The sequence below is a fragment of the Streptomyces sp. NRRL F-6492 genome (assembly GCF_001280125.1).
GTDB lineage: Bacteria > Actinomycetota > Actinomycetes > Streptomycetales > Streptomycetaceae > Streptomyces.
The window spans coordinates 1-22,255 of record NZ_LGEG01000223.1 but is presented as its reverse complement, the minus strand read 5'-3'; the positions used below and the strand labels follow the sequence as shown (position 1 = coordinate 22,255).

Genomic DNA, 22,255 nt, shown 5'->3' with positions numbered 1-22,255 from the left:
GTCCAAGCCCCCGTATGTCGAGCGAAATCGGGCACCTCGGAGGAAACCCGCCCTGTCTGCCGAAAACTAATTCGGCTTCGGAAGCCGGTCAACGGTGAGCTGCGGCACTTCATTCCCTCCGGTGGACCGGAAGGGGCCGGTCGGCGGCCCGGGGAGCGGCCGTCCGGGTGCCGGCCGGGCCGTCAGCCGACGGAGCCCGCCGGGACGAGGCGGGGGCGGGGCGGGGCGTACTGGGTGGGGATGCGGAGGCCGAGGGCGGGGCGTCCTCCGGTGTGCCGCACGGCGAGGACCGAGCGCTGGAGGCGCCGCAGCCGCGCCGAGGGCTCCATGCCGCTCTCCGCCTTGAGGGCGAGGCGCAGCCGTTCGTACACGGTGAGGGCATCGTCGTGCCGGCCGCAGCGCAGCAGGGCAACCATGAGGTGGGCGTGGAGGGGCTCGTTGGCGCGGTAGCGGGCGACGAGTCCGGTGAGCTCGGGGACGAGTTCGGCGTGCCGGCCGAGGCCCAGCTGTGCTTCGAGCCACTGGTCGAGGACGCTGAGCCGGGAGGTTTCGAGGCGCTCGATCTCCCTGCGGAGGCGGGGTCCGGCGGCGACGCCCGCGTACGGGTCGCCGCGCCACAGGGCCAGGGCCTCGCCGAGGCGGAGCGCGGCGCGCGGGAGGTCGCCGGCCTCCATGGCCCGGTAGCCGGCGCCGGCCGCGCGCTCGAACTGCCAGACGTCGTGGGCGCCGCCGCCGGTGTCGAGCCGGTAGCCGCCGGGCTGGGAGACGAGGACCGCGTCGGCGGTGCGACGGCCGGACCAGTCGGCCCCCGGGCCGGCGGGGCCGGTGCCGCGCAGGGCGTCCTCGACGAGGGCGCGCAGCCCGGCTATGTGGGCCTGGAGCTCCGCGCGGGCGCCGCGCGGCGCGCCGGACGGCCACAGCTCCTCGGTCAGGACCGTCACGGGGACGACCTGGTCGGCGCTGGCCGTGAGCAGGGCGAGCAGCTGCCGGGGCGCGGCCGCCGTCGGGGTGATCGAGGCCCCGTTCTCACGTACCGACAGTCCCCCCAGGATCCGGACGTCCACCTTGCCCCCTCAGTGCCTGCGCGGCGTCTGCGCGCGGGATGACTCTCGATGATTAGAAAAGACCCCCGTAGGCATGTCAATAAGAAACCGGAGGGTACGGAATCACCTCCCGGGATATCGGGGTGATTCACCCCCTTTGTCGTGCTATTGGGACGCCTGGTTTTCGTCACTGGCTGATAACGCACCCATGGCGAAAGACTGTTTCCGGACTCGGAGGTACGCTTTCGGGGGTCCTTCGCGGAGTGCGGAGGGGCTCCGACCCGCGACTTCGCGCCACAAACAGACGGCCCGGTACGGTTCCGGGCCGGACGCGGGACGGACGCGGGACGGACGCGGGACGGGTGCCGGACGGGCGCGGACCGGACGCGGGGCGGGCCTCAGAGCACCGCGGCGGCGGTGAGCAGGCCGAAGGAGACGGTGATCAGGACCGTACGGACGCGGTGGAAGCCGTTCCACCGCTTCTCGAAGGCGGCCCGGACCGCCGCCGGATCCCCCTCGGGGTCGCTCGCCAGGGCGTTGTTGAGGGGGATGTTGCCGCCGAGGGTGACCGCGTGGTTGAGGGCCGCGCACACGAGTCCCGCGAGGACGAGCCACTTCTGCGCGTCCGTGCGCCCGGCGGCGGGGACGAGGAACGCGGCGGCGGGGAAGACGATGACGCCGAGGAAGACGGTGAGGAACACGGCCCTCGGCACGTACTCGTTGATCCGGCGCATCGCCGTGACGAATCCGGCGTCCGTCAGCCGGGCGAGCGCGGGCATGATCCCGGTGAGGAAGACCAGCATGAAACCGGCGTAGAGGCCGGTGCAGACGACGGCGAGGGCGAGCAGCAGGGTGGCCATGCGGCCATTCTGTCCCGCTGCCCGCCCCGGGCGTCAGGTGTAGGTGACCGATGTACGCGTCAGACGGGTGGGGGCGCGCGACGGCGCGTCCGGTCGTGCGCGCCGGATGGTGACGACGCGTCCGGTCGTGTGCGCCGATCGCCCGTCAGCTGTACGGGTCGCCCGTCAGCCGTGCGGATCGCCCGTCAGCTGTACGGGTCGCCCGACCGCAGCTCCCCCTCCCCCGGCCCGCCCGGCTCCGAAGGTTCCTCCGCCGGGCCGCGCAGGGTCTCCGCCCGCCGTACCGACTCGGCGAGTTCCCGCACCACCGCCGAGCCGGACCGCCCGGCGATCGCGTCGGCGTGCCCCGCGAGCGTTCCGAGCGCCGGCGCTCCCGGCAGCGCGCCGCCGCGCAGGGTGTCCGCGAAGTAGGCGGCGATCGCGGTCAGTTGCAGGCTGTCGTGGCCGCCGCCCCAGATGTCGGCGGTCAGCGCGCCGGTCGCGACGGTGCCGGAGCGCTCGCGCGGGGCGCGGGTGGCGGGGTCGAGCCAGCGGACGGTGGCGGTGGCGACGGTCCCGGTCGCCCCGGGCCTGGTCCGCACCGCGTAGAGCGCGGTGACCGTGTGGCCGGCCCCGATCTCGCCGCCGTCCACCCGGTCGTTCCGGAAGTCCTCGTCGGCGACCTCCCTGTTCTCGTAGCCGATCAGCCGGAACTTCTCGACGGTCCGCCGGTCGAAGGCGACCTGCGCCTTGGCGTCGCGGGCGCGCAGTTCGACGTGGGCGGGCAGCTGGTCGACGAAGACCTTGCGGGCCTGCGCCGTGGTGGAGACGTACGTCGTCTGGCCGTCCCCCCTGTCGGCGAGCTTCTCCATGAACGCGTCGCCGAACTCGCTGCCGACCCCGACGCCGAAGAGGGTGATCCCGTACTCCCCGCGCTCCTCGCCGATGCGGGCGAGGATCGTCTCCGCCTCGGTGGAACCGGTGTTGGCGAGGGCGTCGGAGAGCAGGACGACCCGGTTGGTGGCGCCCTCGCGGTGGCCGGCGACGGCGGTGTCGTAGCCGGTGCGGACACCGGCCTCCACGTTGGTGGACGCGCTGGTCGCGAGGGAGGCCACCACCTCGCGGATCCGGCCCCTGGCCTCCCCGACACGGGTCATGGGCAGCCGGGTCTCGGCCTCGGAGCTGAAGGTGACGAGGGCGATCGAGTCGTCGTCGCGGAGCTGGTCCACGAGCAGTCCGAGGGACTCCTTGACGAGGTCGAGGCGCCCCGGCTCGTCCATGGAGCCGGAGACGTCGACGACGAAGGTGAGCGCGGCGGGCGGGCGTTCGCCGCTCCGGTCCGCGCCCCGGGTGGCGAGCCCGACCCTGACCAGGGACCAGCCGTCCCGCCCGGTGCGGGCGCCGTCGAGGGTGACGCTGAAGCCGTTGTCCGCCGGGCGCCGGTAGTTCGGGCGGAAGCTGTTGACGAACTCCTCGGGGCGCACGGTCGCCGGATCGGGCAGCCGCCCCTCGGCGAGGGCGCGGCGGGCGTAGCCGTACGAGGCGGTGTCGACGTCCAGGGCGAAGGTGGACAGGTAGTCGGGCGCGGGCGACGGGGACCGCCGCTCGCCCTCCTCGGGGGCGCCCGTCCCGGTGCGTCCGCCGTCGGGAGGGGCGGGGGCGGTGCGGCCGTCCCCCTTCGCGCTCCGGTCGGCACTGCTCCCGTCGCCGGACGCGCCGCAGCCCGTGAGGACGATTCCGGCGGCGAGCAACCCCGCGATCACGGCCGGGACCCGGGACCGGCGGGGCCGGGTCCCTCTCGTCTCGTTTCGTTCCATTCCATCTCCCCCTCTTCGTAAGGCACTTGTGAATGTGACGAACGGAGGCTCCGAAAAGAGCAGTCGAAGGGGTTGCGGATGGATCTCGATGCGGCAACGGCGACACGGGTGAACCCCGGTGGCATGGATTCGCCATCCTTCTCAACAGGGGTTGTCACCGTGTGCAGTCACATGCGTACATGGAGTGGACATCGATCGGCGGGGGTGGTCAGCGGTGGCAGAGAGCGCGGGCTCCGTGATGCTCGCCCGTTCGGCGATGAACCGGGCCGCGACCGAGGGACAGCGGCCCGCGGGGCGTCCGGTCCGGGGAGCGCGGCGCATCAGTGCCGCGCTCGCCGGGCTGGCCGCCTCCACCCGGCACGAGTTGCTGACCTTCGACGACCCGGTCGCGTCCGCGGACTACGCGATCCCCGAGCCGTTCCTGGAGCTGGCGGGAGCGTGCATGCGGGCCGCGGCGGAGCGGGCCGACGAGGTGCGGCGGATCGTCCCGCGACACGCGCTGGCCCGGATCGGGGACGGGCTCCGGATCCCCGGCCGGGCCCGGCTGGTGGAGGCGATCCCGTTCAAGATGATCCTCGTGGACCGGACGGTGGCGGCGGTCCCGCTCGATCTGGAGCTGTTCTACAACGGGCTGCTGCTGATCCGCGACCCGGTGGTGGTGCAGGCCCTCGTCCGGGCCCATCACGTCTGCTGGGCGATGGCCGAGGACCCGGTGGTGTACACGGTGCCGGCCCCGTCGCCGCCGCCGGACGAGCTGCCGCCCCAGCTGCGCCCGGTGCTCGACGCCCTCCTCGCGGGGCTCACGGACGAGACGGCGGCGGCCCGGCTCGGCATGTCCGCGCGGACCTACAGCCGCCGGGTCGGCGAGCTGATGGCGGCCCTCGGCACGACGAGCCGCTTCCGCGCGGGCGCGGAAGCGGCTCGAAGGGGGTGGTTGTGACGGCTCCTCGAAACCCTCGGACACATGTCGCCCTCGGGCCCGGCTGCTAGGACACGATGTCCTTGCGGGCGAAGCCCCGGAAGGCGAGGGCGAAGAGGACCAGGGCGTACGTCAGGGAGATCGCCGTGCCCTTCACCATGCCGCCCCACTCCAGCTGGGGCTGGAGCGCGTCGACCCAGGCGAACTGCCAGTGCGCGGGCAGGAAGTCGCGCCAGTCGCCGAGCGCGGTGACGGCGTCCAGGACGTTGCCGACGATGGTCAGGCCGACGGCGCCGCCCACCGCGCCGAGCGGGGCGTCGGTGCGGGTGGACAGCCAGAAGGCGAGACCGGCGGTGACCAGTTGGGAGGCGAAGACGAAGGCGACGGCGATCGCGATCCTGAACAGGGCGTCCCCGGCCGGCACCGAGCCGCCGGTCGGCAGCTGGAGCGGGCCCCAGCCGTAGGCGACCGTGCCGGCCGCCAGGGCCACCAGCGGGAGGAGGACCATCGCGGCCGCGCTGTAGCCGAGCGCGACCACCAGCTTGGAGGCGAGGAGCCGGGACCGGGGCACGGGCGCGGCGAGCAGGTAGCGCAGCGAGGACCAGCCGGCCTCGGAGGCGACCGTGTCCCCGCAGAACAGCGCCACGGGAATGACGAGGAGGAAGCCGGCCGAGACGAAGAGGCAGGTGGCCGCGAAGTTGGCGCCCGAGGTCGTCGCCGTGTCGAGGAGGGTGACGCGGCCGTCGCGGTCGCCGTCCCCGGCGCCGCCGATCGCGAAGGCCGCGATCAGGACGAACGGCAGGGCGGCCAGGACGGCGCCCATCACCAGGGTGCGGCGCCGCTTCCACTGGCGCAGGGCCTCGACGCGCAGGGGCAGGGTGCGGCCGGGCCGGTAGCCGGGGGCGGACTCGGCGGCGGGGCCCTCGGGCGGCGGGGTGGTGGGGACGGTGCTGCTCATGCGGCTCCTCCTCCGATCAGGGTCAGGAACGCGTCCTCCAGGCGCCGGTGCGGTCCGACCCCGGTCAGCGGCACGTCCAGGCGGACGAGCTCGGCGATGAGGGCGGTCGCGTCGGCGCCGTCGAGCCGGACCAGGAGTCCGGCGTCGGTGCGGGCGGCCGAGCCGACGCCCGGCAGGGCGCCGATCTTCTCGACGAGGGCGTCCGGGAGGACGGGCAGGGGCGCGCCGTCGGGGGTGCGTTCGGCGAGGGTGACGAGGAGGGTGTCGCCGGAGCCGGTGATCTCCGCGACCGGCCCGGCCTGCACCAGCTGCCCCCGGTCCATGACGACGAGGTGGGTGCAGGACTGCTCGACCTCCGCCAGGAGGTGGCTGGAGACGATGACGGTGCGGCCCCCGGCCGCGTACCGGATCATCACCTCCCGCATCTCGCGGATCTGCGGCGGGTCGAGTCCGTTGGTCGGCTCGTCCAGGATCAGCAGGTCCGGCAGGCCGAGCATGGCCTGGGCGAGGGCGAGGCGCTGGCGCATGCCCTGCGAGTAGGTGCGCACGGCGCGTTCCAGGGCGCCGCCCAGGTTCGCGATCCGCAGGGCCTCGTCGACGTGGGCGTCCTCGGCGGGGCGGCCGGTGGCCCTCCAGTACAGGTCGAGGTTCTCCCGGCCCGACAGGTGCGGCAGGAAGCCGGCGCCCTCGACGAAGGCGCCGACGCGGGAGAGGACCGGGGCGCCGGGCCGGATCGCCTGGCCGAAGACCCGGATCTCGCCCTCGTCGGGGGCGATGAGGCCCATCAGCATGCGCAGGGTGGTGGTCTTGCCGGCGCCGTTGGGCCCGAGGAGCCCGAGGACCTGCCCCTGCTCGACCCGGAAGGAGAGGTCCTTCACGCTGTAGCGCTCGCCGCCCTTGTACTTCTTGGACAGGCCGGTGATCAGGAGCGGTACGGAGACGAGTTCCGGGTCGGGGGCGGGGGCCGCGGTCCTGCGGCGGGCCGTGAGCAGCAGGACGGCGGCGACGGCCAGGCCGATCAGCGGCAGGCCCCACACCCACCGGGGCAGGGCGGCGGCCTGGGTGGTGAGGCCGGGCGCGGTGGGGACGGTCAGGGGCCCCTCGACGGCGACGGTGTAGGCGGCGGGGGCGGCCGGGGAGGCGTAGCCGAGGTCGGTGGCGGCGACGACGAGCCGCAGCCGGTGCCCGGCCACCACCTCGTGGTCGATCGCGGGCAGCGTCAGGGTGACGTCGCGGCCCGACCGGGCGTCCTCGACGCGGACGGGGGCGACGAGCTGGGCGGGCAGCACCTGCTGCCCGCCGTCGGGGCCGACGTCGTACACCTTGGCGAAGAGGACGGCGGAGCCGTCGGCGGCGGTCGAGGTGACCTTGACGCGGACGGTCGGCGCGCCGGTGATCCGGAGCGTCTCGGCCTGCGGCTTCGCGTCGAAGCGGGCGTGCTGGCCGGGGAAGTCGAGGGAGAGGCCGACGCCGAGGGAGGAGAGGCCGGAGAGGCCGCCGCCGAGGCCGGGGACGGCCGAGACGGCGGGCGGCGCGCCGCCCGGCGGGTTGGCGAAGGTCCTCGGCGCGCCGGCGAGGGGGACGTCCGTGGTCCCGGCGGCGAGGCCCGGGTAGCGGTCGGCGGTCGCGGCGCGGGTGGTGGCCCGGCCGTTGGTGGAGTCGACGCCGCCGGTGCGGCTGACGCGGAAGGCGGGGCCGGTGTCGACGGAGGCGTCCCGCTTCAGCCAGCGGTCGAACCAGGCGCCGACGCGCCGTTCGACGCGCTCGGTCTCCTGGTCGCCGCCGTCGTGGCCGCCGGCGGTCCAGTCGACGGCGACGGGGGCGCCGTTGGCGGCGAGGGTGCGGGCCATGGCGTCGGACTGGGCCAGGGTGAAGAGCGAGTCGGACTGGCCCTGCACGAGGAGCGCGGGCACCTTGATCCCGCTGCCGACGGCGGAGGGGCTGCGTGCTTCGAGCAGCGCGCGGGCGGCGGCGTCGGGCTTCCCGGAGACGGCGACGCGCTGGTAGAGCGAGCAGAGCTCGGCGGTGAACCGGCCGCAGGCGGGGGCCTTGCCGGGGGCCGCGGCGGCCGCGGCTCCGCCGACGGCGGGGGTCTCACCGCCGACGGGTCCGTCTCCCGCGCCCGGCCTGCTCCCGGCGCCCGCGCCGTTCCCCGCGGAGAAGAAGATCCCGGCCCAGAGCTTCTTGAAGACGCCGTCGGGGAAGAGGGCGTCGGCGAGGTTCCAGTACGTGATCCGGGGGGCGATCGCGTCGACGCGCGGGTCGTGCCCGGCGGCGAGCAGGGAGATCGCGCCGCCGTAGGAGGCGCCGCTGACGCCGACGCGCGGGTCGCCCGCCTTGTCGAGGAGGACCTCGGGCCGGTCCGCGAGCCAGTCGATGAGCCCGCTGACGTCCTTGACCTCGTGGTCGGGGTCGTTGAGGCCGATCTCCCCGGTGGAGGCGCCGAAGCCGCGGGCGGACCAGGTGAGGACGGCGTAGCCCTCGCGGGCCAGGCCCTCGGCCTGGGCGCGGACGTCGTCCTTGGAGCCGCCGAAGCCGTGCCCGAGCAGGACGGCGGGCCTGCGCCCGTCGCCGTCGCCGGTGAAGTACGAGGTGTCGAGCCGTACGCCGTCGACGTCGAGCGTCCGGTCCGCGCGGTGCACGGGCGGTGGATCGTCCGAGGCGACGGCGGTCCAGGTGCCGGCACCCGCGAGGACGGTGAGCGCGGCGGTGACCGCGGCCCACCGGGGAAGTCGGAGTCGCATGGTCCCGAGCCTAAGCGGCGCCCCTGTGGACCGCGGCGCCCCGGAGACGGAGGTCCCGCACCTCCTGGGGTCGTACGGAGTACGGTCCGCGTACCGCGGGCGCGGTACGGCGGGCGTACGGAGGAGAGACGTGATCGAGATCCGGCGGGCGACGACGGTGGCCGAGCTGCTCGCGGCGGAGCACCTCTACGACGGCCCGGCGCGGGAGGAGTGGGCGGCCCGCTTCCTGGCGGCGCCGGGGCACCTGATGCTGATCGCCTACACGGAGGACGGCTTCCCGGCCGGCTTCGTGTCCGGCGTCGAGATGATCCACCCGGACAAGGGGACGGAGATGTGCCTCTACGAACTGTCGGTGGACGAGGCGCACCGGCGGCGCGGCACGGGCCGGACCCTGACGGAGGCCCTCCTCACGGCGGCCCGGGAGCGCGGCTGCCACGGCGCCTGGGTGGGCGTGGACACGGACAACGCCCCCGCCCTGGCGACCTACCGCACGACGGGGGCGGCGGACGAGGGGGTGTTCGCGATGCTGGGCTGGGAGCTGGGCGGGGAGGGCGGGGAGTAGGAACGGGGAGCCGAACGGCGAGAGTGGCGTCCGGGCGACCCGGTCCGCGCCGCTGCCTGCGACGATGCGCCCATGGGTTACGACCTTGCCGTGTGGAGCGGTGACCGTCCGCGTGACGACCGCCGAGCGGGATCGACCTACGACGAGCTCTACGAGCGCTACCTGGAGTCGGACGACGTCGTCGTGCCTCCGACACCGCGCGTCACGGCCTATGTGGAAGCCCTCGTCGCGCGCTACCCGGATGACGACCACGGTGTCGTGTGGGCGTCGCCACCGGTCACCGAAGAGGCGTCGGGCCCGATCGTGTACCTGCTCATGTCCTTCGGCAAGGCCGAGGAGGTGTCCGAGTACGCCGTCGGGCTGGCTCGCGAACACGGACTCGTCTGCTTCGACCCGCAGGAAGAACGCCTCCGTTCGTGAACCGCGTGCTCTTCGGCTGCGACCCGCCCGCGAACGGATGTCGACCGTCACGGCAACGACGCCGCCCGGACCGACCGGGGCGGCGTCGGCGGTCGCTTTCATAAGCCCGCTTCGAGTCCCGTGAGCACACGGCGCAAGAGCCCGGCGTCCGGGCCCGCCATCGGTCCGGCGCCGGACCGTAGCGCCTTCTGCCGTCGTGGCAGCGGCGTCGGTGTCGGCTGCGGGGAACGAACCGCAAGCTCGGCCCACACCGCCTTGCCGCCTTCCGTGCGGTAGGAGCCCCAGCGATCCGCGAACTGCTGTACGAGCAGCAGACCGCGCCCGTTCTCGGCCTCTTCGTCGGCCTGCGCGGGTACGGGCAGGCCGTCCGACACGTCCTCCACCTCGATGACGAAGCTGTCCCGGAGGCCGACCAGGCGCACGTGGACGAAACCGATCCCCTCCAGCTCGCCCCACGTCGGATGCCCCGTCAGCACCCCCGTGGCGGTGACGGCATTGGTCACCAGTTCCGAGGTGATGAGAAGGACGTCGTCCTCGATGAGCACGGCCTGCCACTTGGACAGGGCGAGCCGCAGGAAGTGGCGCGACACGGAGACGGCCGAACGTACGGCGGCCAAGGACAGCTGGTCGGAGAAGCGGACGCTCTGCGGCCGGTACGGCGGCTTCCCGCCCCTCACGAGCACTCGTCCAGGCTGACGACCTCCGCGCCGGTGGCGCAGGACAGATGAACCAGCATGGCGTCCTGGAGCGACCTGCTGAGCGCCGGCGCCCGGTAGGACGGCACGACCACGTGCTTCGCCCCGGCGCGCTCGACCGCCTCGACCAGTTCCGTGAACGCCGACCGGACCCCTGATACGTACTCGTGGAACACGGTCGCCAGTTGGAAGCCGTTGGCTTCGGCGTAGGCGTTCAGGTCGTCCTGCTTCTGTTTCGCCTCGTCGTCGCTCATGTCGTCAGGCACCCGCACGTAACCGAAGATCAGCGGTTTCATCGCACTGGACGCTCCCTCGCCACGCCTGCGATCACACGGCGTGTTCGCAGTGGTCCTGTGGGGTTACCGAGTGAAGCACCGTAGGACTCTTTTCTGCAGGACTACATTGTCGAGTATTCGATTCAAAGGATCCGAACCTTTATGCGACATCGCGATTCGGAATCCCTGGCGACTGCATTCCGGAACCCAAGATCTGGCGCATCGAGACCGGCCAGGTGTCGCTTCGCAGCCTCGACGTCGAGGCGATGTGCAAGGTGTGCGGCGCGGACATGAGCTGGCCAAGGGTCTGATGGGCCTGGCGAAGGAGACCAAGAGCCGGGGTTGGTGGCACGCTTATGGCGATGTGATCCCTGAGGGCTTCGACCTTTGCATCGGGTTGGAGGAGGCCGCCGAACGTCTGTCCTGGTACTCATCCGAATTGGTGCCCGGGTTGCTTCAGACGCGGGCCTATGCCGAGACACTGGTCCGCGAGGACAACCCCGGCGTACCTGACGAGGAGATTGCGCGGCGCGTAGAAGTGCGCATCGCGCGGCAAGCGCTCGTGACCAGGGTGACGGCGGCGCCCACGGTGGAAGTCGCCCTCAATGAGGCCGTTCTCCGTCGCCCTGTAGGAGGCACCGAGGTGATGAGCGATCAGTTGCGGCGCCTGGTCGAGCTGAACGAGTTGGACAACGTGGCTGTCCGCGTCGTGCCGTTCAGCGCCGGCCTGCACGCGGGCATCATGTCCGGCCCGTTCGTCAAAATGCGCTTCCCGACCACGGCCGACGGCCGGGACACGGAGCCACCCACGGTCTACGTGGAAGGCTTCACCGGGGCTCTGTACCTCGACAAGCCCCACGAGATCGATCGCTACGACAGCGTGTTCACGGCGATCTGGAGCTCTGCCTTGAACCACGAGGACACACAGAGCCTTCTGCACAAAGCAACAAGGGAGCTGTGGAAAGTGAAGAGTTCCGACCTGACGGGCGCGGTGTGGCGCAAGAGCAGCCGTAGCAACGGCCAGGCCGAGTGTGTCGAGGTCGCGTTCCTCGGCGACGGTCGCGTGGCCATGCGTGACAGCAAGGACAAGGGCACCGGCTCCGCCCTCGTCTTCACCCCCGGCGAGTGGGCCGCGTTCGAGGGCGGTGTGGTGGACGGCGAGTTCACGCGGCCGTAGCACGACCCCGCACGCGGCATCAGGAAGCGCCCGACCGGTCGCCCCGGTCGGGCGCTTCTCGCCGTGGACGCCTGCCTCGTCATCCCACCCTCAGTACGGTCTTCCCCGTGTTCCGGCCGGCCTCAAGGAGCCGGTGGGCCTCCCCTCGTCCGTCAGGTCGTACTCGGCCGTGATGTGGACCCACGTGAGGGGTTGCCGAACGCCCATCGGAACCCAAAACCGTTCCCGACTCAGAACAGCCGGGTCCGGCCTCCCCGTACGGCGCGCACCAGGAGCGTGCCCGTGGTGCGCCTGTCTCGTCCGGAGGCTGGAAGGACGGTGGCCGTGGCATCGGAGAACCCGTGGTCCTTGAGGAGCGAGCACCAGGTCTCGGGCGCGTAGTCCCACCGCTTCACGATCGCGGGGTCCTCGTCCGCGCCACGCGGGATGTACGAGGCCTGACAGCCGTAGCAGCCTTCCACCGGGGGCCTTTGGGAGAAGGCGAACACGCCGCCCGGCCTGAGGTTCGCGTGAACGATCGGCAGCAGTACGCCGGGGTCGGTGAACCATGCGACGCCGAACACGCTGAACACGGCGTCGAAGAGGGTGGAGGTCTCGCCGAGATAGGCCAGGGCATCCCCTTGGTGCAGTTCCATACCGGCCACGTCCGGCCACCGCTCCCGGGCCTTGCCGAGCTGCTTCGCGGAGATGTCCACGCCGACGGCCTTGATACCGAGCGTGGCGAGGTGGGCGAGGTTCCCGCCCGATCCGCACCCGAGGTCGAGCGCGGTGTCACCCGGGTCGAGTGCCAGCACGTCGGCGCCGGGGCCGTGATCGGCGTACTGGGTCCAGTTGAACCAGGTGGTCTCGCCTTTGGCGTTGGTCCGCCTTCGCTGGGGCTTGCTCCGCGCGTACGTGTCCCACGCGGCACTGCGAGTGTCGGTCATCGGTGTCCGTTCTCGGTCATGGCGACAGCCGCCCGGCACGATACCGGGCGGCTGTCGCGGTGGGCCCGGCTAGCTGACAGGGCTGTCGGAGCACCCGGCGTAGGACTGGGTGCAGTCCGCCGCGCCGTCGAGGGGCCAGAACTCGGGGTCGGTCCGGTGTCCGGCCTCGCGGATCAGGTCGGCGGTCCGGCGCATCGCGGCCCGGCCCTCTTCGGGGTCACGGCCGCTGCCGCGGTCCGGGACGTGGTGGACGAACCCGCCGCCGAGCGCGGCGCAGAAGTCGGCGTACGACTTGGTGTGCAGGACGAACGCGTGCCAGAACAGGTCCACGCGGAGGCTGGGGGTCACCTTCTCCGTGGTGGTCGCGGCGACGGCGAGGAACGCCGCGAGTTGGTCCACGCCCCGGTTGCCCTGCTCCTCGGTGACCTCCGGCCAGTAGTCCTCGCGGACCATGGTGACGAGGTCGGCCCGGAGGGCCGGGCTGATCAGGTTCAGGACTCCGATGGTGTCGTGCCGGGTGATCGTCACTGTTGTGCCTTCCTTGTCGTTGCGGATCGTCAGGGGCACTTGACGGGTCGATGTTCCCGTCGACGAGCAGTCGGAGCGACGACGCTTCGGGCGTCGCGTGGACGTCACTTACCAGGGCGTCGATGACGCCTCCGAGGGCGTCAATCGGGTGTCATTGGACAAGAGTTCGGTCTAGCTTTGACCTCATGACGACATCCACCGTGGTGCCGAACGATGTACTGCGAGCCGTGCGTATCGGCCTGCGCCTGAGCCAAGACGACTTCGCCAAGGCCCTGCGCCGGGCCGGGCAGGAGTCAGGGGAGCCGAACGAGGCGTCGAAGCGTCTGGTGCAGCGCTGGGAGTCGGGTACGAGCAGGACACCCAGGGGCGTGTACGCGCGGGCGTTGGAGCGGGTCACGGGCCGTCCGGTCGAGGCCCTCGGGTTCACGCTGCCGGTGCCGATGGCACGGGTGCGCGCAGACGGGACGGGAGGGTACGACATGGATACGGCGGGGACAGGGGCTTCCGTCGTCGTGGGCGCTCAGGCGGCTGCTCAGGCCACCGAGGAGACGTTCTCGGGTGTCTGGCTCAGCCGGTACGAGTTCTATTCGTCCAGCCGCTCGGAAACGTACGAGGCCAAGCACTACGTTGTGGTCGTTCAGCACGGGAACCGGCTGACCGCGCAGTCCCTCCCGGGGGCGAGCACCAACCCGGACAGCCCGCTGACCCTGGATCTCACCGTCGACCGGAACGTGGTCACCGGGACGTGGGTCGAGCAGACGGCCACTGACGGCTACTACAACGGCGCCCGGTACCACGGGGCCGTACAGCTTCTGGTCGAGCCGACCGGTCGGCGCATGGCCGGGAAGTGGGTCGGCTTCGGGAAGGACTTCGACGTGAACACCGGGCCCTGGGAGCTGCGGCTGGTGGACCGGTCCACGAGCAAGGCGGCCTTGGAGCGGTACGGGCGGGCCCCGGAGTGACGGCGGGGACCCCCGGCCGGTGGAAAGGGGCCGGGGGTCCGATGTCCGGGGCGTCCGTCCGCGTCAGTGGTTGCGCGGGAAACCGAGGTCGACGCCGGCCGGGGCGTCGGAGGGGTCGGGCCAGCGGGTGGTGACGACCTTGCCGCGGGTGTAGAAGTGCACGCCGTCGTTGCCGTAGACGTGGTGGTCGCCGAAGAGCGAGTCCTTCCAGCCGCCGAAGGAGTGGTAGCCCACCGGCACCGGGATCGGGACGTTGACGCCGACCATGCCGGCCTCGACCTCCAGCTGGAAGCGGCGGGCCGCGCCGCCGTCGCGGGTGAAGATCGCGGTGCCGTTGCCGAACGGCGAGGCGTTGATGAGGGCGAGGCCCTCCTCGTACGTCTCGGTGCGCAGCACGCACAGGACCGGGCCGAAGATCTCGTCCCGGTAGGCCTTGGCCGTGGTGGGGACGCGGTCGAGGAGGGAGAGGCCGATCCAGTGGCCGTCCTCGTGGCCCTCGACGGTGTAGCCGGTGCCGTCGAGGACGACCTCGCAGCCCTCGTCCGCCGCGCCGTGGACGTAGGAGGCGACCTTGTCGCGGTGGACGGCCGTGATGAGCGGGCCCATCTCGGAGGTGGGGTCGGCGCCGGGGCCGATCTTGATCTTCTCGGCGCGCTCGCGGATCTTGTCCACCAGCTCGTCGGCGATCGAGCCGACCGCGACGACCGCCGAGATCGCCATGCAGCGCTCGCCGGCGGAGCCGTACGCCGCCGAGACGGCCGCGTCGGCCGCCGCGTCGAGGTCGGCGTCCGGGAGGACCAGCATGTGGTTCTTGGCGCCGCCGAGCGCCTGGACGCGCTTGCCGTTGGCGGAGGCGGTGGTGTGGATGTACCGGGCGATCGGGGTGGAGCCGACGAAGGAGATCGCCGAGACGTCCGGGTGCTCCAGGAGCCGGTCCACGGCCACCTTGTCGCCGTGCAGGACGTTGAAGACGCCGTCCGGCAGGCCGGCCTCGGCGAGCAGCTCGGCGATCTTCAGGGACGGGGAGGGGTCCTTCTCGCTCGGCTTGAGGATGAACGTGTTGCCGGTCGCGATGGCGATCGGGAACATCCACATCGGCACCATGGCCGGGAAGTTGAAGGGCGTGATGCCGGCGACGACGCCGACCGGCTGGCGGATGGACGCCACGTCGACCCGGTTGGACACCTGGGTGGAGAGCTCGCCCTTGAGCTGGGTGGTGATGCCGCAGGCCAGGTCGACGATCTCCAGGCCGCGGGCGACCTCGCCGAGCGCGTCCGAGTGGACCTTGCCGTGCTCGGCGACGATCAGTTCGGCGATGGCGTCGCGGTTCGCGTCGAGCAGCGCGCGGAACTTGAAGAGGATCGTGGTGCGCTGGGCCAGCGAGGAGGTGCCCCAGGTGGCGAAGGCGGCCTTGGCGGCGGCCACCGCCGCGTCGACCTCCTCGACCGAGGCGAGCGCGACCCGGGTGGTCACGGCGCCGGTGGCCGGGTCGGTGACCGGCCCCCAGTCGCCCGACGTGCCCTCGACGGTCTTGCCACCGATCCAGTGGTCGACGGTCTTGACGGTGTTCGTCATGACGAAATGCTCCTTCAGAGATGGCGGCGTCGGGCGGTGACGTGCCGGTCGTACTCCTCCCGGGCCTTGACCGCCGACGGGCGGGTCGAGGTCTCGGCCACGGGCACATCCCACCACGCCGGGGCCGGAGGCGGGCCCGACACTGTGTCGGGCGTTTCGGTCTCGACGTAGACACATGTGGGAACCGTCGCGGCTCGCGCCTCCCCGAGGGCTTCCCGCAGGTCACGCACGGTGCGGGGGCGCAGCACCCGCATGCCGAGGGAGGCGGCGTTGGCCCCGAGGTCGACGGGGAGGGGCGGTCCGGTGAAGCCGCCGTCCGCGTCCCGGTACCGGTAGTCGGTGCCGTACCGCTCGGCGCCGACGGCCTCCGAGAGGCCGCCGATGGAGGCGTACCCGTGGTTCTGGAGGACGACGAGGCGCAGCGGCAGGCGTTCCTGCACGGCGGTGACGATCTCGGTGGGATTCATCAGGTACGTCCCGTCCCCGACGAGCGCCCAGACGGGCCGGCCGGGGGCGGCGAGGAGGACGCCGATCGCGGCGGGGATCTCGTATCCCATGCAGGAGTAGCCGTACTCGACGTGGTACTGGTCGGCGGAGCGGGGCCGCCACAGCCCGTGGAGGTCGCCGGGGAGCGATCCGGCGGCGTTGATCAGGATGTCGCTCCCGTCGACCAGGGTGTCGAGTGCGCCGAGGACCTGGGTCTGGGTGGGGCGGGCGTCCTCGTCGGGGACGGCGTAGGCGGCGTCGACCCGCTCCTGCCAGTCGCGTCCGGCGGCGGCCCACCTCGTCGTGTCCCGCCGGTGGTCGCCGAGGGCCCCGGTGAGGGCGGTCAGGCCCTCGCGGGCGTCGGCGACGAGCGGCATCGCGGCCTGCTTGTGGGCGTCGAAGCCGGTGATGTTGAGGTTGAGGAAGCGGGCTCCCCCGGGGAAGAGGGTGCCGGAGGCGGTGGTGAAGTCGGTGTACCGGGTGCCGACGCCGATGACGAGGTCGGCGGTGCGGGCCAGGGCGGCGGCGGTGTCCGTACCGGTGTGTCCGACGCCGCCCACGTCGCAGGGGTGGTCGTACGGCAGGACGCCCTTGCCGGCCTGGGTGGTGGCGACGGGCAGTCCGGCCCGCTCGGCGAAGGTCCGCAGGGCGTCCTCGGCGCCGCTGTGCCGCACCCCGCCGCCCGCGACGACCAGGGGCCGCTCGGCGGACCGCACGGCCCGTACGGCCGCGTCGAGTTCGGCCGCGTCGGGGCGGGGGCGGCGGACCCGCCAGGTCCGCTCGGCGAAGAACTCCTCCGGCCAGTCGTACGCCTCCGCCTGCACGTCCTGGGGCAGGGCGAGGGTCACGGCGCCGGTCGCGGCGGGGTCGGCGAGGGTCCGTACGGCTTCGAGGGCGGCCGGGACCAGGGCCTCGGGGCGGGTGATCCGGTCGAAGTACACCGAGACGGGACGCAGGCAGTCGTTGACGGAGACGTCGCCCGCCCAGGGGAGTTGGAGCTGCTGGAGGACGGGGTCGGCGGGACGGGTCGCGAAGGTGTCGCCGGGGAGGAGCAGGACGGGGAGGCGGTTGATCGTGGCGAGGGCGGCGCCGGTGACGAGGTTGGTGGCGCCGGGGCCGATGGAGGTGGTGACGGCGTGCGCGGAGAGGCGGCGGGACTGGCGGGCGTAGCCGACGGCGGCGTGCACCATGGCCTGCTCGTTGCGGCCCTGGTGGAAGGGCATGGGGCCCGGGTCCCCCGGTCGCGTGGCCTGCTCCACGAGCGCCTGGCCGATCCCGGCGACGTTCCCGTGGCCGAAGATGCCCCAGGTGGCGGCGATCAGGCGGCGGCGCTCGCCGTCGCGCTCGGTGTACTGGGCGGCGAGGAAGCGGACGAGGGCCTGGGCGGTGGTGAGCCGGACGGTGCTCATGCGTGTCCTTCCGGGTGCTCCGGGACCGGCCGGACGCCGCTCGCGCGTGCCTTCCCGCGTCCCGCGGTGGTCGGCCGGGCGCTCATGCGTATCCCTCCGCGTGCTCCGGGTGGAAGCTGATCCTCCACTCCCGTTCGGGTCCGGGACCCGCCATGGCGTTCAGGTAGTAGAGGTCGTGGCCCGGCTGGGCGATCGAGGGGCCGTGCCAGCCGTCGGGGACGAGGACCGCGTCGCCGTCGCGGACCTCGGCGAGCAGGTCGGCGCCGCCGGGCCGGGAGGGCGAGATCCGCTGGTAGGCGAGGCCGTGCGGGCCCTCGACCTCGTAGTAGTAGATCTCCTCCAGGACGGATTCGGCGCCGGGGCGGTGCTCGTCGTGCTTGTGCGGCGGATAGGAGGACCAGTGGCCGCCGGGCGTGACGACCTCGACGGCGATGAGCCGGTCGCAGGCGAAGGCGTCGGCGGAGGCGAAGTTCCGCACCTCGCGGGCGCGGTCGCCGCTGCCCCGGGTCTCGACGGGAACCTCCGGCGCGGGGCCGTAGCGGGCGGGGAGTCGTCGCTCGCACTTCGCTCCTGCCAAAGCGAAGCGGCCCCCGGCGCCGGAGGCGATCTGGGTGTGGGCGTCGCGCGGTACGTAGGCGAAGTCGGTCACTCCGGCGAACACGCTCGCGCGGCCCCGGAGTTCGAAGATCTCGCCGTCGACGCGCACGCTACAGGCACCGGCGAGGGGAAGCACGGTCCATTCGGAATCCCCGCTCGCGAAGGAGTGGGTCTCCCCCGGCCCGAGGGTGAGGACGCGGAGCGAGGAGTACGCCCATCCGGCCCGCCCGGGGTCGATGTCGACGGCGTACGGACCCCGGGCGGCGGCCCCGGCGGGGAGGTGGAGGGAGGCGCCGCGGGGCGCGGGGCGGTCGGGGCTCGGGCTCATGGCTGACATCCCTACCCGCTTTCCGGAAGCGTTCCCGTACGGATCGTGCCCGTGCCCCCGGCCAGGGCCTCGGCGATCTCCGCCGGGTCCGGCATGGCGGAGGAGCAGGCGAGCCGGCCCGCGACGATCGCGCCGGCGGCGTTGGCGTGGCGCAGGGTCCGTTCGAGGTCCCAGCCGGCGAGGAGGCCGTGGACGAGCGCCCCGCCGAACGCGTCGCCCGCGCCCAGGCCGTTGACGACCTCCACCGGCAGCGGCGGCACCTCGGCGCGGGTGCCGTCGGCGGCGAGCGCGAGGACGCCCTTCGGGCCCTGTTTGACGACGGCGAGCCGGACGGCGCCGCCGTCGGAGGCGAGCAGGGCGCGGGCGGCGGCCTCCGGGTCCCGCTCCCCCGTCGCGACCTCGCACTCGTCGAGGTTGCCGACGGCGACGGTGGCGTGGCGCAGGGCCTCGGCGTAGTACGGGCGGGACCCGGCCGGGTCCGGCCAGAACATCGGCCGCCAGTCCAGGTCGAACACGGTGGTCCCCCCGGCGCCGGACCCGGCCCGCAGCGCCTCCAGGGTCGCGGTGCGGCTCGGCTCGGCGCACAGGCCGGTGCCGGTGGCCCAGAAGACCCGGGCGGCGCGGATCGCGTCGAGGTCCAGCTCGTGCGGGTGGATCTCCAGGTCGGGGGCCTTGGGCAGCCGGTAGAAGTAGAGCGGGAAGTCGTCGGGCGGGAAGACCTCGCAGAAGGTGACGGGCGTGGGGTACGCGGCGGCCTCCGTCACCCAGCGGTCGTCCACGCCGAAGCCCCGGAGCTCCCGGTGCAGGAAGGCGCCGAAGGGGTCGGCGCCGGTGCGGGAGACGAGCGCGGTGCGGCGGCCGAGCCGGGCGGCGGCGACGGCCACGTTGGCCGGGGAGCCGCCGAGGAACTTGCCGAAGGTCTCGACCCGGTCGAGCCCGACGCCGGTCTGGAGCGGGTAGAGGTCCACGCCGAGGCGCCCCATGGTGATCAGGTCGTACGGCTCCGTCTCCACGCGCCACCTCTCGCCCTCGGCCCCGTCCCCAGGTCTAACCCCCTACCCGGAGGGTGTCAACGACATGTCCGGACATGCGGACCACCGGCGCGCTTGACGGTGCTCCCGGCCCCGGTCAGGGTGGCTGTCATGACGAAGCCGTCGCCGCAGCCGTCGTCCCAGCCGTCCGCACGGCCCCAGCCGTCCGCACCGTCGTCGCCGTCCCGGATCCGGGTCGGGTCCGCACCGGACTCGTGGGGGGTGTGGTTCCCCGACGATCCCCGGCAGGTGCCCTGGCAGCGCTTCCTCGACGAGGTGGCGGGCGCGGGGTACGAGTGGATCGAGCTCGGCCCGTACGGCTATCTGCCCACCGATCCGGCGGTCCTCGCGGAGGAGACGGCCCGGCGCGGTCTGCGGGTCTCGGCGGGGACGGTCTTCACCGGGCTGCACCACGGCCCGGACGTCTGGGACCGGACCTGGGCGCACGTCGCCGAGAACGCGGCCCTCGCGCAGGCGATGGGGGCGGGCCACCTGGTCGTCATCCCGTCGTTCTGGCGGGACGACCGGACGGGCGAGGTCCTGGAGGAGCCCGTCCTCACCGCCGGGCAGTGGCGGGACCTGACCCGGCTGACGGAGCGTCTGGGCCGGGAGGTGCGCGAGCGGTACGGGCTGCGGATCGTCGTCCATCCGCACGCGGACACGCACCTGGACGGCGAGGAGAGCGTGACGCGCTTCCTCGACGCCACCGACCCGGAGGCCGTCTCGCTCTGTCTGGACACCGGGCACTACGCGTACGCCGGCGGGGACGGCGTCCGGCTGATCGAGACGTACGGCGAGCGGATCGGCTATCTGCACCTGAAGCAGGTCGACCCGGCGGTCCTGGCGGAGGTGGTCGCCGAGGGGACGCCGTTCGGTCCGGCGGTGGCGCGGGGCGTGATGTGCGAGCCGCCGTCCGGGGTGCCCGCCCTGGAGCCGGTGCTGGCCGCCGCCCGCGCGCTGGACGTGGACCTCTTCGCGATCGTCGAGCAGGACATGTACCCGTGCGACCCGGACGTCCCGTACCCGATCGCGCTGCGGACCCGGCGCTTCCTGCGCTCCTGCGGGGTGTGACCGGGCCCGTACCGCGCGCATACCGTTCCGGCCCGGGGTGGCGCACGCGGACACACCGGTGGCCCGATGCGTCACTTCCGTCACGTACGTCCCACCTTCGTCACGCTTTTCTCCGTTACGCGGGTTTCCCGTCACAGGCGCGTGACAGCCGCTCTCCTCCTGTCTGAGCAGGTCGTTGCAGGGGGCACAGGCTCAGTGATCGCCAACGCCCACCCGCAGCGCCCCCGAACGGCACCCCCGCCGCCGCTGCGCGGTGCGCAGGGAGGTGCCAGGCATGACGGACAAGAGGCTCTGGTCGTACAAGGACATCGCGGCGCACATCCGGGTGCAGCCGGACACCGTCCGCTCCTATCGGAAGCACGGACTGCTCCCGCCGCCCGACCACGTCGAGTCGGGCAAGCCGTTCTGGTACGCGGACACGATCCGCGCCTGGGTCGCGAGCCGCCCCGGCAACCGGGGCCGCCGCGACTGATCCCCCGTCGGCCGCCCGAGGGGCGGGGGCGCCGGGCCCGGGATTCCCTCCCGGGCCCGGCGTCCCGCCGCGCGGGGCCCACGGGGTGCCGGGGAAGGGGTCAGAAGAGCAGGTCGTAGACGTTCCAGCCGCCGCCGACCCGGGTGCGGGCCGGGCCCGGCACCGTGGTTCCTCCCCGGTGGACCCCCTGGTAGAACCAGAGTCCACCGCTCCGGTCCCGGGCGACGGCGTCGCCGTAGTAGTCGCGCGGGCCGAGGTCGACGGTGCCCACGACGGCCGTGTAGACGTTCCAGCCGCCTCCCACCTTCGTGCGCCACCGGAAGGGGTGGCCCTCGGGGTCGGCGCCGCCGGTCTCGTCGTACTTCCAGAGGACGCCGGACCTGTCCCGGGCCACCGGCCCCCTGCCGTACCCCACCAGCATGTCGTAGACGTTCCAGCCCGCGCCGACCCTGCCCCGCCGGTGGAAGGGGGCCGGGCTGTTGACGGTCCGTTCGTAGTTCCACAGGACGCCGTCCTCGTCCCGGGCGACCAGGGAGCCGTTGGAGCGGCCGGCCATGGCGGTGTACGCGTTCCACCCGGCGCCGACCCTGGTGCGCGGCGCGAAGGGGGCGTTCGGGTCACCGGTGCCCCTGTAGAGCCAGAGGACGCCGGACCCGTCCCGGGCCACGAGGTCGCCGGTGCCGTCCGCCAGGGGGTTGCCGAGCGGGACGACCGAGGTGTAGGCGTTCCACCCGCCGCCGATCCTCTTGCGCGGCTTGAGCGGCTTGTCGGCGCGGCCGGTCCCCTCGTACCGCCAGAGCACGCCGGCCTTGTCGCGGGCGTGCACGGTGCCGAGGAACTTCGGCGCCGGCGTGCCGGCGACGAAGTCGAGCCCGGCCGTGCCCCGGGCCACCACGGTGCCGGTGGAGTCGGTCAGTTCCACCGGGGCGTCGAGGGAGCCGACCCAGGCCTGGTCCAGGGAGGTGTCGATGGTGAGCGCGTAGGTGAGGGTGGCCGCGGCCTCCGTGGCCGGCAGGTCGATCCGCACCGGGTACGGGTAGTCCTCGCCGTCGAGCCACGGCGCGTCCCAGACGCAGGGCGCGAACGCCCCGCCGTCGACCGCGCAGGTGGAGACCAGCGCCGCGGCCAGCCGGTGCGGGTTGGGCCCGGCCGGCGGGAACTGCTTGACGGGGAGGGCGAGGCGGGCCCGCACCGGGCCCGTGGTCCCGTCCGGCAGGGTGGCCCTGAGCCGCAGCGTGACCGGGCCCTCCTCGCCCGCCGGGACCGTCAGCCGGCCGCCCTCCTGGACGACCGTCCCCGTCGCGGCGGCCGGGGCGGCCGGGGCGGGGGCCGCCGGGGCGGGGGCCCCCGGGGCCGCCCGGGGCGGGGCGGCGGAGGCCCCCGCCGCTCCGAGGGACACGGGGGCCACCCCCGCGGCCCCC

The 22,255-nt window shown here is 73.3% G+C and carries 20 protein-coding genes and 1 pseudogene; 7 read left to right on the top strand and 14 right to left on the bottom strand.

The features are described from left to right. Positions 1-182: 182 nt before the first annotated feature. From ADL08_RS20700 to ADL08_RS20690, 3 genes are all read right to left on the bottom strand, one after another. Positions 183-1,064 (bottom strand): AfsR/SARP family transcriptional regulator, encoded by an 882-nt coding sequence (locus ADL08_RS20700; RefSeq protein ID WP_053645127.1) that lies wholly within the window; start codon positions 1,062-1,064, stop codon positions 183-185. 377 nt (positions 1,065-1,441) lie between these two features. Further along, positions 1,442-1,903, bottom strand: coding sequence for a DUF1772 domain-containing protein (locus ADL08_RS20695; RefSeq protein WP_053645125.1), 462 nt, complete (start codon positions 1,901-1,903; stop codon positions 1,442-1,444). A 185-nt stretch (positions 1,904-2,088) separates the two neighbouring features. Next, positions 2,089-3,699 (bottom strand): vWA domain-containing protein, encoded by a 1,611-nt coding sequence (locus ADL08_RS20690; protein ID WP_053645123.1) that lies wholly within the window; start codon positions 3,697-3,699, stop codon positions 2,089-2,091. 214 nt (positions 3,700-3,913) lie between these two features. On the opposite strand from ADL08_RS20690, the gene ADL08_RS20685 reads away from it, so the two are divergent. Beyond that, positions 3,914-4,639, top strand: coding sequence for a hypothetical protein (locus ADL08_RS20685; protein WP_053645121.1), 726 nt, complete (start codon positions 3,914-3,916; stop codon positions 4,637-4,639). A gap of 46 nt (positions 4,640-4,685) precedes the next feature. Here ADL08_RS20685 and ADL08_RS20680 read toward each other — a convergent pair whose 3' ends face one another. Both ADL08_RS20680 and ADL08_RS20675 read right to left on the bottom strand, forming a co-directional pair. Next, positions 4,686-5,576, bottom strand: coding sequence for an ABC transporter permease (locus tag ADL08_RS20680; RefSeq protein ID WP_053645119.1), 891 nt, complete (start codon positions 5,574-5,576; stop codon positions 4,686-4,688). Next, entirely contained in the window at positions 5,573-8,320 is a 2,748-nt protein-coding gene (locus tag ADL08_RS20675; protein ID WP_053645117.1) for a CocE/NonD family hydrolase, read from the bottom strand. The genes ADL08_RS20680 and ADL08_RS20675 overlap by 4 nt, the downstream gene beginning before the upstream one ends. 133 nt (positions 8,321-8,453) lie before the next feature. On the opposite strand from ADL08_RS20675, the gene ADL08_RS20670 reads away from it, so the two are divergent. Together ADL08_RS20670 and ADL08_RS20665 are read left to right on the top strand one after the other, a co-directional pair. Next, positions 8,454-8,882 (top strand): GNAT family N-acetyltransferase, encoded by a 429-nt coding sequence (locus tag ADL08_RS20670; protein ID WP_053645187.1) that lies wholly within the window; start codon positions 8,454-8,456, stop codon positions 8,880-8,882. A 72-nt stretch (positions 8,883-8,954) separates the two neighbouring features. Then, on the top strand, positions 8,955-9,302 hold the full coding sequence (locus ADL08_RS20665; RefSeq protein ID WP_053645115.1) for a hypothetical protein: 348 nt from the start codon (positions 8,955-8,957) through the stop codon (positions 9,300-9,302). Positions 9,303-9,400: 98 nt separating this feature from the next. Here the strand turns inward: ADL08_RS20665 and ADL08_RS20660 are convergent, their stop codons facing one another. Together ADL08_RS20660 and ADL08_RS20655 are read right to left on the bottom strand one after the other, a co-directional pair. Next, the gene (locus tag ADL08_RS20660) at positions 9,401-9,919 is read right to left on the bottom strand and encodes an ATP-binding protein (protein ID WP_234352209.1); all 519 of its coding nucleotides are present in this window, start codon (positions 9,917-9,919) and stop codon (positions 9,401-9,403) included. A gap of 56 nt (positions 9,920-9,975) precedes the next feature. Beyond that, complete coding sequence (locus ADL08_RS20655; RefSeq protein WP_053645113.1) at positions 9,976-10,293, bottom strand: recombinase family protein; 318 nt, start codon at positions 10,291-10,293, stop codon at positions 9,976-9,978. A 289-nt stretch (positions 10,294-10,582) separates the two neighbouring features. On the opposite strand from ADL08_RS20655, the gene ADL08_RS20650 reads away from it, so the two are divergent. Further along, complete coding sequence (locus ADL08_RS20650) at positions 10,583-11,449, top strand: DUF397 domain-containing protein (protein WP_063885324.1); 867 nt, start codon at positions 10,583-10,585, stop codon at positions 11,447-11,449. A gap of 230 nt (positions 11,450-11,679) precedes the next feature. On the opposite strand, the gene ADL08_RS20645 is transcribed toward ADL08_RS20650, so the two are convergent. Together ADL08_RS20645 and ADL08_RS20640 are read right to left on the bottom strand one after the other, a co-directional pair. Beyond that, the gene (locus ADL08_RS20645; protein WP_053645112.1) at positions 11,680-12,375 is read right to left on the bottom strand and encodes a class I SAM-dependent methyltransferase; all 696 of its coding nucleotides are present in this window, start codon (positions 12,373-12,375) and stop codon (positions 11,680-11,682) included. Between the two features lie 69 nt (positions 12,376-12,444). Then, positions 12,445-12,903 carry a glycine-rich domain-containing protein gene (locus ADL08_RS20640; protein ID WP_053645110.1) on the bottom strand — a complete coding sequence of 153 codons (459 nt, stop codon included), beginning with the start codon at positions 12,901-12,903 and terminating at the stop codon, positions 12,445-12,447. 185 nt (positions 12,904-13,088) lie between these two features. On the opposite strand from ADL08_RS20640, the gene ADL08_RS20635 reads away from it, so the two are divergent. Beyond that, positions 13,089-13,865: a helix-turn-helix domain-containing protein gene (locus ADL08_RS20635; RefSeq protein ID WP_053645109.1), complete on the top strand. Its 777-nt coding sequence runs from the start codon at positions 13,089-13,091 to the stop codon at positions 13,863-13,865. 63 nt (positions 13,866-13,928) lie between these two features. On the opposite strand, the gene mmsA is transcribed toward ADL08_RS20635, so the two are convergent. The 4 genes from mmsA to iolC all read right to left on the bottom strand — a co-directional run bounded on the left by mmsA (position 13,929) and on the right by iolC (position 19,243). Further along, on the bottom strand, positions 13,929-15,440 hold the full coding sequence (gene mmsA / locus ADL08_RS20630; RefSeq protein ID WP_053645107.1) for a CoA-acylating methylmalonate-semialdehyde dehydrogenase: 1,512 nt from the start codon (positions 15,438-15,440) through the stop codon (positions 13,929-13,931). Between the two features lie 14 nt (positions 15,441-15,454). Continuing rightward, positions 15,455-17,335: a 3D-(3,5/4)-trihydroxycyclohexane-1,2-dione acylhydrolase (decyclizing) gene (iolD, locus tag ADL08_RS20625; RefSeq protein ID WP_053645105.1), complete on the bottom strand. Its 1,881-nt coding sequence runs from the start codon at positions 17,333-17,335 to the stop codon at positions 15,455-15,457. A gap of 82 nt (positions 17,336-17,417) precedes the next feature. After that, positions 17,418-18,260: a 5-deoxy-glucuronate isomerase gene (gene iolB, locus ADL08_RS20620; protein ID WP_053645103.1), complete on the bottom strand. Its 843-nt coding sequence runs from the start codon at positions 18,258-18,260 to the stop codon at positions 17,418-17,420. 11 nt (positions 18,261-18,271) lie between these two features. Beyond that, positions 18,272-19,243, bottom strand: a complete 972-nt coding sequence (iolC, locus tag ADL08_RS20615) for a 5-dehydro-2-deoxygluconokinase (protein ID WP_053645183.1) — start codon at positions 19,241-19,243, stop codon at positions 18,272-18,274. Positions 19,244-19,402: 159 nt separating this feature from the next. On the opposite strand from iolC, the gene ADL08_RS20610 reads away from it, so the two are divergent. After that, positions 19,403-20,362 carry a sugar phosphate isomerase/epimerase family protein gene (locus tag ADL08_RS20610; protein WP_063885323.1) on the top strand — a complete coding sequence of 320 codons (960 nt, stop codon included), beginning with the start codon at positions 19,403-19,405 and terminating at the stop codon, positions 20,360-20,362. A 274-nt stretch (positions 20,363-20,636) separates the two neighbouring features. After that, entirely contained in the window at positions 20,637-20,834 is a 198-nt protein-coding gene (locus tag ADL08_RS20605; protein WP_053645101.1) for a helix-turn-helix transcriptional regulator, read from the top strand. Between the two features lie 100 nt (positions 20,835-20,934). Here the strand turns inward: ADL08_RS20605 and ADL08_RS37265 are convergent. Continuing rightward, a pseudogene (locus ADL08_RS37265) lies at positions 20,935-22,255 on the bottom strand (tachylectin-related carbohydrate-binding protein); the annotation flags it as partial.